The organism is Leucothrix arctica (genome assembly GCF_003172895.1).
Taxonomy (GTDB): Bacteria; Pseudomonadota; Gammaproteobacteria; order Thiotrichales; family Thiotrichaceae; genus Leucothrix; species Leucothrix arctica.
Genome location: NZ_QGKL01000009.1, coordinates 103,010 through 118,668 on the forward strand (window position 1 = coordinate 103,010; position 15,659 = coordinate 118,668).

The window sequence follows — 15,659 nt, forward strand, 5'->3', positions numbered from 1 at the left end:
TATTTATTTCCTATTTGCCAAATGGCTTGTTTTGCTAGCCAATAAAGCCATTGCCTTATCCGCTACTTTATTTTGTTTTACTGACTTATAAAGATTAAATATTCCTAATCGATACCTGTTTGATGTCCAAACTAAGCGATACATGGGTGTCTTTGCCGCAGCGTATTGTTGTTCTTTATATGAGCTATCGCTGCTATCAAACATGAAATCAAATCGCTTACCCTGCTCCATAGCCGCACCTATTTCATTGCAGACCAAATAGAACAAAGGCATATATCTATTAGCATTTTCTTTATAGAAAGCACTTTGGTAATAATGTACCTGACCTTTGTCTTCGAACGCGTAGTAACAACTCATCGGAATATCATCCAAATACAACGTGCGAATATAAGCTTTTCCCTGAGGAATGAGTCGTTTCAACAGTGAACGATGGAAGTCGTTGAAGTAGCTAGATTCAAATACTAAAAAGTCAGCCCTGTTCTGCCAACGATCTTTGTGCATGTCTTTTAAAGTATCAACAAACGCATCCAAAGTTTCTAGCTCAACCTGCTTAACCGACAGAACACCATCCTTTTGAAATAAACGGTCTTTCTTTCGATAGTCTTTCTGCCAACGTCGAGGCAAAGTTTCAAGGTACTCAACTTTGGTCTCCACTTTCGGTACTTCATAGCGAAACCCATTAGCGTAGACTTGCTGGTTAATTGACGACTTACTATCTTTAAAACATTTAAAAATTAGTGAGTCTTCGAGCAAATAATCAAACTCTGCAAAACTCCAACGCTTTTGGTTGAGCCTGACTGCATCTTCAACCGCTTTAATTGTTTGTTGCTCATACCCTTCAAGCACCAATAGATCCACAAAAGGGGTTGCTATACAGTCCTCTCTACGCTCACCAGATGCGATAAAACGGAGCGTTCGTCCTTGAATATAAGTATGAGGATACTTTCTTTCTATCTGAAAGGGTGCGATAGAGACCAGTTTTTTACCATCGTAGAAACACAAAATAAACAGATCCCGATCATCACAACCGCCAAAAGTATTCCACCAAGTAAATAACCAATCCCAACTGCAAAAAATAGTTGTATTGTCACAGGCCTCGTATAATTCATTCCAAGCTGGCGCTAAACTTTCGAATTCTTTAGGGTTATTAACGACGCGAGTAGTTAGTAGTTTAGAAGACATCAGAAAACACCTTTTGAAGTAACTCGGAGCGCATCCGCTACTGCTACATCGTTATTAAAGTTTAATGTGTGCAGTGCAGTTAAGTTATCTTTCCAATCTGGCCGACTGGTTTGCACCCGCTGCTCTATGTACTCATTCGTATCTAGTTTTATAACTTTATTGATATTTAAACCTGCACCATAAGAACCTGCACAATCCTGCGAAGGTCTGAACCAATCATCACCAACTTTGAAAAATTGCCCAGCAGGACGCGCTGTTGAAGCATCACTAATCACAGGGTTAGCGTTATGCGCTTGCCACTCCGTACTAATCGGTGAGTCTGCATGAAAAATATGTAGCTCCTCGTTACCCGACATTCCTTTTTCGGCAGCGACCGTTGCAAATAACCACCAACGTTCATCGTGCTCTAATAGTGTTGAGTCGTAAGCATTCAGCTCATCAATCAGTGTATGCACTCGCTCCCATTGATAAGGAAACTCAGTACTGTGATATAACTCAATAGCGCCATTATCACCGGTCTCAGGAATCATGTAGTACGTTGATTCATGCTTAAACACATTCGGAAATGATAAATGGTAAGGCTGCTTCAGGATAATTTTGGGACTGCTGTATGTACCGTTTTGAAAGACTTCCATACAGGATAAGTGACCCCGTTCGGTGTAAAATGGAAGCTCTTCAAAGAAAACAAAATGGCGGCCGTCTTCACTCACTACAAAAGGGTCGGCCCAAAAAACATCTTCAGGTGGTACTAGCTCAATATATTCACTAAAATTCAGCGGTATTTCTTCAGCGCCAGCCTTATCTCTAAATTGTAATAACAAAATCCATTGCTCATTTTGTCTATATTTTTGCAGTAACTTATCGACCACGTGACCACTAAAGCGCTGAAACAGTCTTGGAACATCTGTGATTGAAAGTACATTACTGGTCGTATGTAACTCAGAGTCTTTATCCAATGAATTATTAGACAAACCAGTAGAGCTTTTCTTGTCAGACACCTTATTCAATACTCTCAACCATACTGCTTCAATCAACTGAAAATATTGATTTAAGTTACGGCACAGCGACCCTGTATCAAGACTAGGACGTAACTCGCTTAAAATACGGGTATGACCATCTGAGTCAAAACCTACAATCGAAATGTAGATCTGGCTCGACTTATCTAAATACTCTGCAATAGCTAACTCTTGGGATACAAGTCCACCTACTTCAGAAAAATGAGCTTCAATCGCACCTAGCTTGTACTCTTTAAGTAGCTCTGGATCTAACGAAGACTCTGATAGATTGATTAAAATATCTATAGTATTTGGTGCGCCCACTACAGATTGACTTGTTAAAACTAGGTCAGCATTAACAACATCAAAACTATCTAAAGGAGAACGAAAGATGGTTGCGTCACATTGATGCAAGAGCGTAATAGACTTGTTAGCTATTAATGCGGTGTTATCACTCGATATAACCTGACATACTTTTATCGAGCCTGACGTTTCCAGTGCTTGAATTAATTCCAACTGCCATCGCCAAACCTTGCCAGAAGACACAAAGACATTTGCAGAGAGAGCAGTGGATAATTGAGTCATATGATAGAACCGCTTGCGCAGTCTTAGCCTAAGTTAGTTTAATTATTTTTTTTATTATGAAACCGACTATTACATTCTACGAACTAAGCACGGTGCTTAGTAGTTTTTTCCTGACCAAAGGAAGTACCTGACAACACCAGCAGCCTATCTTGTCTTTTCTGCAACGTTTGAGGAAGCATTACAGAAACATCCTTGCTCTCTAGCTGCTGTACAAAGCGAGATAAGAACACCCATCCGTCCTGCTTCTCTTTCAAACTTTCCAACCAATACTTATCGAAGAAAACACAGTCAGGCTGTAACTTCCGATAAAGATACAACGGTGTTGTCTCAACAGAAAAGTTATCCAAGACGATACCGCAGTTCAGCGCACGAAGAGATCCTGCAACGGCAGCTAACTGTGGAATCACATCCATCGACACTGCAGCATCGAAAACAATTCTTAACTGACTACTTTTTTGCTCTAAAGCAGATGCCAACGTCACAAGCTGTGCCATTAGTGCTTCATTGCGTATCGCGCTAACACTAAGCTCCATATAGTAAAAACGCCTAGACTGTCTTTCATGAACTAGTGCATCAAAAACCAAACGAAATAATAGCTGGTCCCAAAAGTTCTCTAACGAATGCTTAGACTTATTACTGCTGGTCATAGGCGCTAATAGTAAATTTATCTTATTAAACTCTTCAGGGTTTACATCAAGTACCACCCAAGTACTATTTAAAGGGCCTTTTTTTAAGTCATAGAGCTCTCTCAAACCTAACTTAGCAACGTCATCATGTTGTATCCCCTTCAGTAAAGCATCTAATCTTTTTTCAGCTTCATCCTGACTAGATACGCCAATAACTTTATCAAATGGGTTTTTAACAACGCCCTCTTTTTCTTCACCCGGTAACTCCCAAACATTCAACGCTTGAGCAACTGGTATGACATCAAATTTAGGGGATAAAGTAGTCGGTGCTACCCACATTTGATAACAACGCTGGCCCTGATAAACCACTGGTGCAACTGACACTGTCGAGTTAAACGGAATACCTGAGACTTTTTTCATCGATAACGTCAACCCTACATCAAGACCACCACTCTTGTTCGCCATCGCTAAATAGTCTGCTAATAGGCCTTTTTCTTCCTTATCAATTAACTTTAATAGTGGAAAACGGGAAAGCTCATCTATTGAGTCAGCGCCAAATAATGCCAAGAACGCAATATTGGCATGAACAAACTGACCTTTTGATAAGTAAGCAACAGCATGAGTACTTGTATTAACAAGTTTCAACACACGTTTCTCTGATAGATTTAGTAGTGATTTACAGTGCCGAAAATCTCTTTTTAAGAGGCTGTACTGAAGTACAAACTGTAACGCAAGCTGGAACTCTTCACGCTCTGGCGCATAAATAATACGGCAACTCTGCAATAAATCCTGAGATGAATCACCAAAATATTTATGATCAGGCGGCAGTACTTCAACCGCAATACAATCAGGGTTACGTTTATGTAAGTACTTAAAAAGTGGTAGCGGTTGCTCGATACTCTTGCGATAGAGAAAAGCAACGTCATTGACTACATCAACCTCAGAATGACCACCGCTTTTAACTGTATCTAACAGATTTAGTTTAGCGGGCACACCTGTGCTTAGTAACTCATCGAGTACTAATTGATGCTGCTCATCGGTAAAACCAATCAGCATAATTTCTAACGGGGATATAGTCATGCCATCAAACTAACGGGATTTAGTAAACCCCGCAGCTGATTCGCAGACTATCGAAGCTAGTTAGATGACTAGCTGTGTATTAGAGAACATCCCAGAGACTACTAAAGTCACTTTCTTGCTCTGGGGTATCTTCAGTTTGATCTAAAGTAATGTATTCGCAATAAGCAAAGCTACCTAAGCACTCATCTATTTTAGTAATCTGAATGCTCTGAATCTTGTTCCCTGCTAATTCTACCGTTAAGACATCTTCTACCTTAAAAATATGCCCCGGAAAAATAAGCGCCGGCTCATCCCTCATTTCTTGAACAATAGGAAGCTGCAGACCTTTAACCGGTAATCTTTGGGTAACTTTACGATTAGTTACTTCAGTCGCAGTCACTGTTACACCTTTAGGTGACAGCAACTCAGAACCGAAACATAAACCTTTGTCTCTATAAAAGTCCATCCAACGAATAACGGCGATTTGCCAGTGGTCACTATCATCAGCAGGATCTTTAATCGCAATAAGCTCACCGACTCGAGCGGCTGATTGCTCAACGACTTTCTGTCTCAGGCCATAACCTTTAGAGCTACTATTATCAATAAACCATGGCTTTATTTCAGCATCACACTCTTCTAAAGAGCTACCAACTTCAATATCAACCCAAGGGCTTGATGGTGACTCACCGAGTGCCATTTTTTCATAGAGATTGTCTTCTGCGCTTGAAGCATCCTCTTCGTCTTCATCAACTTGGTTAGTTGCTGCAACGACAGCGACGACATCGGTCATTCTCATGACTACGCCTGCAGTTTCTTCTCGATCAAAACGTTTATTTTTACGACTACTCGACTTCGTTAAGCGCGTCAGTAGACGTTGTGCTAAACCACGGTTAAGCATTGGTTGATCATCATGCAGACCGAAACTTGCATCCTGCGTAATCGTTATAAAGTCTCGTAGGATATCCTCAACTTTTGATACATCAAATATACGGCTAGTGGCAGAATTCAGAACTTCACTGACAGGCATTAATGCCGCTGGCTCATCGCTGTTCAGTAGCGCGATATGAGCATAATCACCAGAAATCAAATCAGCATCCGTTAAAATAGCAACGCTATTAACGACACTAGAAAAGAACTTTTCAACTCGGTCAGCCTCTCCCTGTCTCAAACTATTCGGCACACCTAGGGCAACTAAATTGAACAGCTTGTAGTAGGCCTCAATGGTAAAACTATCGGACTCACCATCCACACTTTTAGGGATAGTCTTATCTTGTATTTTATTTTCGCAAGCCAGTAAGTAAAGGTGATGTACGTCATGCCAAATATTTCGCTTACTTTTTACATAGACACTGTAACTATTGACTAAGGTACGTCCCATATATTTGATGGCACGCCCTATCGCAATTGTTAGGCGCTTTTGATTAATACTGCCGCGGGTTAGCATATCTAAAGCAGCTAACTGATAAGAGCCAGCAAGCTCAAGCTGTAAAGCTTGTTTCAAATCGAATACTTTCTGACTACGCTCAGGCAGCGGAAATGCTCGTGTAGAAAAGTGTCTATCTAAGTTATCCAACGCCATATTTACATAAGGCAAAATAACTTCAGTAATATCAATACGAACGGAAGGCGCTAAAGGGTGCTGATTAATAGCGACTAAGCTTTGATACAAAACACGCGTTACTTCGCCCATATTGGTTAAAGGGAGTGTTTGCGCCCAGCTTTTCGCTTGGGATACTGACGACAGTAGTACTGCGTCCAACTTCTTTTTTTCGGGACTTGAAAGCTGACCCATAAGTCACCTCCGCTATTTTTATTATTGGTTGCTTCAACTATAGCACCAACGCTGGGTGCTGCGTTGACCGTCCGACGGAAATGCTTATTGATATTACTTAGTCTTAATACTTGAAAAGCTTATGTTCAAACACACTTTGCGGTTATCATATTGCGATTGATTTTTCAGGAGTACTTTAAATGGCTAGTTACAACACCAGCGAATTCAAAAGTGGACTTAAGTTCATGATGGATGGCGATCCTTACAACATCATCGAAAATGAATTCGTTAAGCCGGGTAAGGGTCAGGCGTTTAGCCGTGTGAAGATTCGCAACCTTAAAACTGGCCGTGTTGTCGACAAAACATTTAAGTCTGGCGAGAAAGTTGAAGCCGCTGATGTGATGGAAATCACTTGTGAATACCTTTACACAGATGGTGAGTATTGGCACTTTATGGAGCCTGTATCGTTCGAGCAATTTCAAGCATCTGAAACAGCCATTGCTGATGTAAAGAACTGGCTGAAAGATCAAGAAAGTTACATTGTTACTCTTTGGGATAATGAGCCATTAACGTTTACACCGCCAAACTTTATTGAGCTACAGATCACTGAATGTGACCCTGGCGTTCAAGGTAACACCGCTCAAGGTGCAACTAAGCCTGCCATCGTACAAACAGGTGCCTCTATTAAAGTACCTTTATTTGTTGAAAATGGTGAGTGGGTTAAGATCGATACGCGTACTGGTGACTATATTTCTCGCGCGAAAGAATCTTAAGACAAATGCAATGGCAACCTGACGGTGACCAACAAAGCCGGCTTGCACGTGCAGAGATGTTACGTGACATACGTGAGTTTTTTTATCAGCGTCAGGTGCTTGAAGTCGAAACCCCTGCCCTTTCCCAAGCGGCAAATACAGACCCTTATATTGATTCTTTCGCTTTAGTGACGAATCAAACACGCTACTTACACACCTCTCCCGAGTACGCGATGAAACGACTACTCGCTTCGGGCAGTGGCGATATTTATCAAATATGTAAAGTATGGCGTGCTGAGCCAAGTGCCAAGCATCACAACGCAGAATTCACAATGCTTGAGTTCTATCGTCTTGATTACAACATGCAAACACTCATGACAGAAGTAGACGAGCTATTATCGCAACTGCTGCCCTCATTGAAAAAACACAGCAATTTCCATACTTATGCTTCTCTATTCCTTGATAAACTGGGCTTCAACCCCCATACAATAGCAGAAGACACTTTAAAGGCTTGTGTAGACAAGTATGTGCCTGAATTTCGGGGCGAGCTAGACCATCAAGGTTGTTTGGATTTACTGCTGACACACTGCATTGAACCAAAACTGCCTAACGACCGTATAAGCTTTATCTACGATTATCCTGCAACTCAAAGTGCACTGGCAAAGACAGAGCAAGTAGCAGATTATAACGTTGCTAAACGTTTTGAGGTTTATGTTGGTAACTTAGAGCTCGGAAATGGTTACCAAGAACTCACCTCTTATGAGGATAATGCAGCGGTACTCGAGAATGAGTCGTCTGTAAGACAACAAATGAATCACGAGGCAGTCCCAATTGATCAGCGTTTTTTAAGCGCTATACAAGCCGGACTACCTGAATGTGCTGGAATAGCGATTGGACTTGATCGTTTATTGATGCTTAAAACCGATGCTGACACCATCAAAAAAGTATTGAATTTCAGCTGGGAAAATGCTTAAAAATATCCCTTAATAATGTGGCATAATGTGCCGCTATTCTGGGCTAGGCCGATACGGCTATACGAATCTATAACAGACATTATTTAACCTTGGAGAACACTATGAACTTTTTTATATCTGATGCAATGGCAGAAGGCGCAGCTGCACCACAAGGCGGCGGACTACAGATGATCATCATGATGGCGATCTTCTTCGGTATCATGTATTTCATGATCATTCGTCCACAGCAAAAACGTGCCAAAGAACATAGAGAGCTAATCTCATCAATCGGTAAAGGCGATGAAGTTGTTGCTGCTGGTGGTCTTGTTGGAAAAGTAGTTGACCTAGGTGACAACCTTGTTGAAATTACTGTTTCTGAGAACACAACATTGAAAGTACAGCGTCAAGCGATTGTTTCTGTATTACCAAAAGGCACAATGAAAGGCCTTTAAGCTCTTCAATTAACGATCACACGAAGCACTGATATTTCTCAGTGCTTTTGCATAAGCGGATTATAACAATGAATCAAAATCCAACCTGGAAGTACTTACTACTGCTTGCAGTGTGTGTAATTAGTATGGTTTACGCCGTACCTAATTTATACCCATCGAACCCAGCACTCCAAATTACGCTTGTTGATACCAATGAAACATTTACTGGTTCTGAAGTTGAAAATATTACTAAAAGCCTAAACGATGCGGACATCGCAATCAAAAAGGTGGAGACACTAGACAACGAGCTAATGGTTCACTTTGCTGATACTAGCGCTCAGTTTGCAGCGGTTGACCCAGTAAAAGCGACATTAGGTAAAAGATACACGGTTGCATTAAACCTCGCACCAACGACTCCGTCTTGGTTAGCAGGCTTTGGTGCAGAACCAATGTACCTAGGTCTTGACCTTCGTGGTGGTGTTCACTTCTTGATGGAAGTGGATATGGACGAAGCAATTGATAAGGCAGTAGAGCGCTACAAGGAAGGATTTAAAGTCCAACTGCGTGAAGAGAACATCAAATATCTTGGTGTGACTCGCGAAGCTGATAACAGCTTGACCATTAAATTTAAAGACCAAGCAACGTTAGATGCAGGTCTGAAAGAACTAAATACGCAATACCTAAACCAACTTGAGTTCACTCAAGTAGATGTTGAAAAAGGTACTGCGCTAAAGGCTGAGATTACGGTAGATAACCTTGCAGGTGTTAAGAAATTAGCACTCCAGCAAAATATCACGACCTTACGTAATCGTGTGAATGAAATTGGTGTATCTGAGCCAATAATTCAACAGCAAGGTTTAGAACGTATTGTTGTCCAATTACCGGGCGTACAAGACCCTACTGAAGCTAAGAAAATTCTGGGTGCTACTGCGACTCTAGAATTCCGCTTAGTTGATGAAGACAATAATGCCTTTGACGCTGAAGCAAATAAACGTGTACCTATCGGTGATGTGCTTTACAAAGAGCGCGACGGAAACCCTATCCTTCTAAAGCGTCAAGTGATGCTTACGGGTGACTTCATTACTGATGCATCAGCTACATTTGACCAAAACCAGCAACCCGCTGTAAGTATTACGCTAGATGGTAAAGGTGCTCGCATGTTTGAGCGTGCTACTGGTGCTAATGTTCAAAAACTAATGGGTGTTGTGTTCATTGAGAACAAAACTGAAATTAGTCGTGACGCTGATGGCGAGATTGTTAAGAACACGGTTAAGAAGCAAGAAGTGATTAACGTTGCTCGTATCCAAGAGCAGCTTAGTTCTAACTTCCAAATTACTGGCTTAGACTCTGCGAAAGAAGCTAGTAGCTTGGCATTGTTACTGCGTGCGGGTGCACTTGCTGCTCCTATCTACATCGTAGAAGAACGTACAATTGGACCCAGCCTTGGTGCAGATAACATCAACGATGGTTTCAACTCAGTTATTTACGGCTTTATTGCAGTTCTGATTTTCATGCTTGTTTACTATCGTACCTTTGGTATCGTGGCGAACCTTGCATTGACACTTAACCTCGTGGTTATTGTTGCTGTACTTTCATTACTACAGGCAACACTAACGTTACCGGGTATTGCGGGTATCGTACTGACTGTTGGTATGGCTGTTGATGCCAATGTACTGATCTATGAGCGCATTAAAGAAGAAATGCGTGATGGAACTGCACCGCAAAGTGCTATTTATGCAGGTTATGAGAAAGCTTTCTCTACAATCACTGATGCGAACATCACAACCTTTATTGCGGCAATCGTACTTTACGGTATGGGAACAGGCCCAATTAAGGGCTTTGCGATCACGTTAGCAATCGGTATTTTGTCATCGATGTTTACCGCTATCTTCGGTACACGTGTACTTATCAACTTGATATACGGCAAACGCCGTGTTGAAAAACTAAACATAGGGTAAGGGCCAATGTTCTTAAAAAAGCATATTAACTTCATGGCCAAGCGGAAGATTGCGATCGTCTTCTCAGCCTTTTTAATCTTAGTCTCACTTGGCTCTCTGTTGACACGTGGCCTTAACCTTGGTGTTGATTTCACGGGTGGTACGGTTATCCAAGTTGCTTATCCAAAAGCAGCGGATATCACTAATATTCGTGACACACTGACTAAAGCAGGTTTTGATGCTGCGGTTCAACCTTTTGGTACTGCTCAGGACGTATTGATTCGTCTACCAGAGCAAGAAGGTACTAATAAGGTTGCTGAGGTAAGCGTCAACGTACTTGAGGCTTTACGCGCAGTAGAACCTAACGTTGAAATGCGTCGTGTAGAGTCGGTAGGTCCTCAAATTGGTGATGAACTACGAGACCAAGGTGGTATTGCAATGTTACTGGCTCTGGCTGGTATCTTGATCTATATCGCACTACGTTTTGAATTACGTTTCTCAGTTGGCTCCATTATCGCACTGGTACATGATGTCATTGTGACGATTGGTTTCTTCTCGATAACAGGTATTGAGTTTGATCTGACCATATTGGCGGCTGTTCTAGCGATTATCGGTTACTCACTGAATGATACAATTGTTGTATTTGATCGTATTCGTGAGAACTTCTTGAAACTTAGGAAGGTAAATACCGAAGAATCAATTGATACTTCAATCAATGAGACACTATCAAGAACATTGGTAACATCATTAACAACGTTGATTGTTGTAATTTCACTGTTTATATTTGGTGGCGAGATTATTCATGGCTTCTCTATCGCTATGCTTGTTGGTATCGTGATTGGTACTTACTCATCTATCTATGTGGCAAGTAGCTCACTATTAGTTATGGGTGTGACGCGTGAAGCGCTTCTACCACCTGCTAAGGATGATGAAATTGATGAAGAGTTGGATGCTATTCCATAACATCCCTCTTCTACTTAAAGCTTAGAAACTAATAGGGCACTCTTCACAGAGCGCCCTATTTTTTTGCTTAAAATATCATCTTAGAAATAAAACTATAGAAGAAACAGCTTGGACATATTATTTAACATAACTTATTACAATTACGTAGTAGGTTTTTTACTACCACCGATTGTGCCAACAAAGAACATAGCAGAAAAGAAAGTCGCCAGAATACTGATAAGAAGCTCTAAGGTTATCCTTAATGCTTTAACGCCTCTTACCGCTGTCTTACCCAATAAACGAAGTACGCCTCGTGTATGAATACCATAGCGTTGACTGAGTCGGTGTACACGATTCAAGTCACGCGTATTCTCTACATATTTTAGTAGTTGAATACTGTCAGCCATCGACGTATTTTTACGGATACCATTTGCTTGCTCCGCGATTACTCCAATCTGACGAGCAGCTGCTGGATTATAAGACTGCTTTGCAATACGAGAGATACTCGATAAATCAGCGTTTTTTGCTTGTTTTAAAAAGTCCTTCCAGTTGAATACACGACTTCCTACCGTCATTAACTCATTGCGAAAACTTCGAGTTAATCGATTCATTCTAGTAGCCAATTTTAACGTTGATGTTCCAACCTTAACAGGTGCCGCGACACCTAGAGTACCGACCGTTGCAGCTGTCAAACCCACCCCTACCCCAGCTAATGTTGCGACCAACTCATTAACCGGTAAGCCTTGCTGATAACGTGAGTACTGCTCGTTTAAGTCACGTAGATCACCGACAACTGTAAAGTCGGAAGTTAATGCACCTGCGACACCCGCCGCAGTTTCAGCTTTACCTGATAAAAAGCCTCCAGCAAAACCACTTACTTGCTTAGTTAAGCGTGAAGAAGCAGTATCTCTTTGATTAATAACTTGCTGGTAAGCTGGGTAATTTAACGCGTGATTATAATTTTGGCCAATCTCGATAAGAGAACGCGCTTCGTCATAGTCTTCCGAGGCAATTGCTGCTTCTAGTGACGTTTTTAGGGTTTCAGTATTCAAGCGATTAGTTAACATCGCATCGACATCAGGCGCTTTAAATTCATACTCCCAATAATCTGCAATACTAAGCAAGCCGATAATAAACCCGCCTAACCACATTAACAAAAAAATCTGCCTGATCAATGATTTCATAATATTTGAAGGCTATCAGAATCAATTAAACCCTACACGAACTAACAGCTACTCAACTTAAGCAGCGCTAGATTCGCAGTAAGATAACTGACACGGATGACACTTAATTAGGTAATGAGTACCTAGATTAGCATAGTTTTATGTTTATGCTTTTTTAAGATTGGTTCTTCATATACGCATCACGAACGGATTTTGCGTGTGTAAATGTTTTCATAATGCCATCACTATCTGAGCTTGAAATCTGCTCATGTAGTGTTTGCAGGTTTTCCTGCAACTCTTCAAGTGAGGTCAATATCGCGTCACGATTTTCTAAACAGATATCGCGCCACATGGTCGGGTCGCTTGAAGCTATACGAGTGAAGTCTCTAAAGCCACCAGCCGCATATTGGAAAATAGCATCTGAAGCATCTGATTTTGACAGGGTATCGACTAGAGAATACGCTACAACATGGGGTAAATGACTGGTAGCAGCAAGCACTTGATCGTGCGTCTCTACATCCATACTTTCAACTTTTGCCCCAGCAGCCTGCCACATTTCAGTGACTTTTAACTCTGCTTCAGCACTAGTTTCAGGCAGTGGTGTAACGATAACTTTGTGATCGACATATAGATCAACAATCGCTGCTTCGACACCACTTTTTTCACGTCCTGCAATAGGGTGAGCAGGGACAAAATAATCTGGGATTGTCCCAAATACCGATTTAGCGGCTAAAACCACACTCCCTTTTGCACTACCCGCATCAGTAACTACTGCACCAGGCTCAAGGTGACCATGAATCGAGGCGAGTACAGATGCCATTGCACCCATTGGGACTGCTAATAAAATCATATCAGCCCCTTTCACCGCTTCGACAGGGTCAAGTGAATAGCTATCAATGACACCTAACTCAACGGCCTTGTCCAAATTTTGAATATTTCGGCTACAGCCGACTACCGTTTTGCAGTAATTGGCTTCACGTAACGCTAACGCTAGTGATCCACCAATCAAACCCACCCCAAATATAACCAGTTTATTAATCATATCCAGTTATTACAGAATAGCTTTTGCATAAGAACCCAATACACGCACTAACTCAGCTTCGCCTTCAAGTTCAGCTAATGCTAGCTGCATATCTGCATCACTTACATGACCATCAATATCCATAAAGAAGAAGTAACCCCAATGTGTATCTGGCGCAGGACGTGACTCAATATTAGTCATATCTAAGTGATGACGCTCTAGCGGTTCAAGCAACTTGTACAAAGCACCTGCGCGGTTTTTAGTCGATATCAATAAAGATGTTCTGTCATTACCGCTTGCTGGGATCTCTTCTTTACCAATGACCAAAAAACGAGTCATGTTGTTTGCAGAGTCTTGAATGTGTGGCGAGACAATATTCAACGCGTACTGTTTAGCCGCATTTTCACCACCAATAGCAGCGGAATGAGGATCTTCTGATGCTAAACGTGCCGCTTCAGCATTACTAGCAACCGGCACTTTAACCACGTCAGGATAGTGACGCGCAAGCCAATCACGACATTGCATTAATGACTGTTCGTGAGAATAAATTCGAGTCACACCAGACATATCTTGATTTTTACACATCAAATTCTGATGAATCATCAAGTGGATTTCGCCACAGATTTTTAATGATGAGCTTACAAATCTATCTAATGTGTGAGAAACAATTCCACCGGTAGAGTTTTCAATAGGTACAACACCATAATCGGCGGTACCTGCTTCAACTTCACGGAACACATCAGTGATTTGATTAAATGGTGAACTACCTACTCCTTGACCAAAGTGCTTATGCACAGCAGTCTCAGTGAAGGTACCCTTAGGACCAAGGTAAGCAACATTAATTTGCTGCTCTAGTGCCAAGCAAGAAGAGATTACTTCGCGAAAGATTGCAGTAATACGCTCATCAGCTAAAGGCCCTTTATTCAAACCTTTTAAACGACGTAAAATTTGTGCTTCTCGCTCTGGACGATAGAACTTAATGTTCTCCTCACCCGCGCCGCGCTTAATTTCGCCAACCTCTTCCGCGCATGCTGCACGGTCACTGAGTAATGACAGAATTTTGTTATCGATTGCATCTATACGGTCGCGAATACCGCCTAATTTTTCAATAACTGTCTTACCGGCATTTGCACTCGGCGTGTCACCTTGATCACTCATACTTTAGCTCGCTCAAATTCTTTCATAAATGCAATCAGTGCATCTACACCTGCTTCTGGCATCGCATTGTAAATACTTGCTCGCATACCGCCTAATAGGCGATGACCGTTTAGATTAACCAATTGGTTATCAACAGCTTGCTTAATAAACTCACTCTCTAATGAGTCATCTGCCAATAGAAAAGTAACATTCATTAACGAACGACTTTCTGGGCTAACCACATTACTATAAAAAGATGAGTTATCAATATAGTCGTACAACTTAGCTGCTTTCTTTTGGTTTAAAGCATCAATAGCCGCTAGGCCACCTTTTGCTAATGCCCACTCAAACACCAAACCTGCTAGATACCAACTGTAAGTCGGTGGCGTGTTGTACATAGAGCCACTTTTAGCTGCAACAGCGTAGTCCATCACCGATGGAATCGCTTGATCAGCATGGCCAATGAGGTCATCGCGAACAACCGCTAATGTAATACCTGCTGGTCCAATATTTTTCTGTGCACCGCCATAGATGACACCAAACTTCGATACATCAATAGGTCGTGACATAATGTCTGATGACATATCGCAAACGAGTGGCACACCACCCGTTTCAGGTATCCAGTTAAAACCAACACCTGCAATCGTTTCATTTGAAACATAGTGCAAGTAGGCCGCATCACTATCACATTCCCAAGTGTCGAAACTTGGTACTTTCATGAAGTTATCTGATTCACTAGTCGCCGCAATACGAATATTCGCGCCTAGTTTGTTCGCTTCTTTAATCGCCTTCTGCGCCCAAATACCCGTATCTATATAGTCAGCACTTTGCCCAGACCGCAATAAGTTCATCGGAACCATTGCCGTTTGAGCCGTTGCACCACCTTGCATAAACAACACTTTGTAATTATCTGGAATTTGCATCAGCTGACGAAAGTCAGCCTCTGCTTTTTCAGAAATCGCGGTGAAATCCTTACCGCGATGACTCATTTCCATAACTGACATGCCAGAGCCACGCCAATCCAGCATTTCATCACGTGCCTGCTCAAGAACCGACTCAGGCAAAGCAGCAGGCCCAGGGCTAAAATTGTAACAACGACTCATAA

General features: G+C 41.7%; 13 protein-coding genes. 5 read left to right on the forward strand and 8 right to left on the reverse strand.

The features are described from left to right. Positions 1-3: 3 nt before the first annotated feature. The 4 genes from DKT75_RS02140 to DKT75_RS02155 form a co-directional block, all read right to left on the reverse strand. Entirely contained in the window at positions 4-1,182 is a 1,179-nt protein-coding gene (locus tag DKT75_RS02140; protein ID WP_109821786.1) for a GNAT family N-acetyltransferase, read from the reverse strand. Further along, on the reverse strand, positions 1,182-2,762 hold the full coding sequence (locus tag DKT75_RS02145; RefSeq protein ID WP_109821787.1) for a glucosamine inositolphosphorylceramide transferase family protein: 1,581 nt from the start codon (positions 2,760-2,762) through the stop codon (positions 1,182-1,184). The genes DKT75_RS02140 and DKT75_RS02145 overlap by 1 nt, the downstream gene beginning before the upstream one ends. 83 nt (positions 2,763-2,845) lie before the next feature. Then, entirely contained in the window at positions 2,846-4,468 is a 1,623-nt protein-coding gene (locus DKT75_RS02150; RefSeq protein ID WP_109821788.1) for an EAL domain-containing protein, read from the reverse strand. Positions 4,469-4,547: 79 nt separating this feature from the next. Then, the gene (locus tag DKT75_RS02155; protein WP_109821789.1) at positions 4,548-6,239 is read right to left on the reverse strand and encodes a hypothetical protein; all 1,692 of its coding nucleotides are present in this window, start codon (positions 6,237-6,239) and stop codon (positions 4,548-4,550) included. A 179-nt stretch (positions 6,240-6,418) separates the two neighbouring features. On the opposite strand from DKT75_RS02155, the gene efp reads away from it, so the two are divergent. The 5 genes from efp to secF all read left to right on the forward strand — a co-directional run bounded on the left by efp (position 6,419) and on the right by secF (position 11,254). Continuing rightward, positions 6,419-6,991, forward strand: a complete 573-nt coding sequence (gene efp, locus DKT75_RS02160) for an elongation factor P (RefSeq protein WP_109821790.1) — start codon at positions 6,419-6,421, stop codon at positions 6,989-6,991. Between the two features lie 5 nt (positions 6,992-6,996). Beyond that, positions 6,997-7,944 carry an EF-P lysine aminoacylase EpmA gene (gene epmA / locus DKT75_RS02165; protein ID WP_109821791.1) on the forward strand — a complete coding sequence of 316 codons (948 nt, stop codon included), beginning with the start codon at positions 6,997-6,999 and terminating at the stop codon, positions 7,942-7,944. A 101-nt stretch (positions 7,945-8,045) separates the two neighbouring features. Beyond that, a complete protein-coding gene (yajC, locus tag DKT75_RS02170) occupies positions 8,046-8,375 on the forward strand; it encodes a preprotein translocase subunit YajC (RefSeq protein ID WP_109821792.1) in 330 nt (109 codons plus the stop codon). 68 nt (positions 8,376-8,443) lie between these two features. Continuing rightward, complete coding sequence (gene secD / locus DKT75_RS02175) at positions 8,444-10,312, forward strand: protein translocase subunit SecD (protein ID WP_109821793.1); 1,869 nt, start codon at positions 8,444-8,446, stop codon at positions 10,310-10,312. A 6-nt stretch (positions 10,313-10,318) separates the two neighbouring features. Beyond that, positions 10,319-11,254 carry a protein translocase subunit SecF gene (secF, locus tag DKT75_RS02180; protein ID WP_109821794.1) on the forward strand — a complete coding sequence of 312 codons (936 nt, stop codon included), beginning with the start codon at positions 10,319-10,321 and terminating at the stop codon, positions 11,252-11,254. A gap of 140 nt (positions 11,255-11,394) precedes the next feature. Here secF and DKT75_RS02185 read toward each other — a convergent pair whose 3' ends face one another. The 4 genes from DKT75_RS02185 to serC form a co-directional block, all read right to left on the reverse strand. Further along, the gene (locus DKT75_RS02185) at positions 11,395-12,390 is read right to left on the reverse strand and encodes a hypothetical protein (protein WP_146201306.1); all 996 of its coding nucleotides are present in this window, start codon (positions 12,388-12,390) and stop codon (positions 11,395-11,397) included. A gap of 181 nt (positions 12,391-12,571) precedes the next feature. Next, positions 12,572-13,438, reverse strand: a complete 867-nt coding sequence (locus DKT75_RS02190) for a prephenate dehydrogenase (RefSeq protein WP_109821796.1) — start codon at positions 13,436-13,438, stop codon at positions 12,572-12,574. Positions 13,439-13,447: 9 nt separating this feature from the next. After that, positions 13,448-14,575 carry a prephenate dehydratase gene (gene pheA / locus DKT75_RS02195; RefSeq protein ID WP_109821797.1) on the reverse strand — a complete coding sequence of 376 codons (1,128 nt, stop codon included), beginning with the start codon at positions 14,573-14,575 and terminating at the stop codon, positions 13,448-13,450. Then, positions 14,572-15,657, reverse strand: coding sequence for a 3-phosphoserine/phosphohydroxythreonine transaminase (serC, locus tag DKT75_RS02200; protein ID WP_109821798.1), 1,086 nt, complete (start codon positions 15,655-15,657; stop codon positions 14,572-14,574). The genes pheA and serC overlap by 4 nt, the downstream gene beginning before the upstream one ends. Positions 15,658-15,659 lie beyond the last annotated feature (2 nt).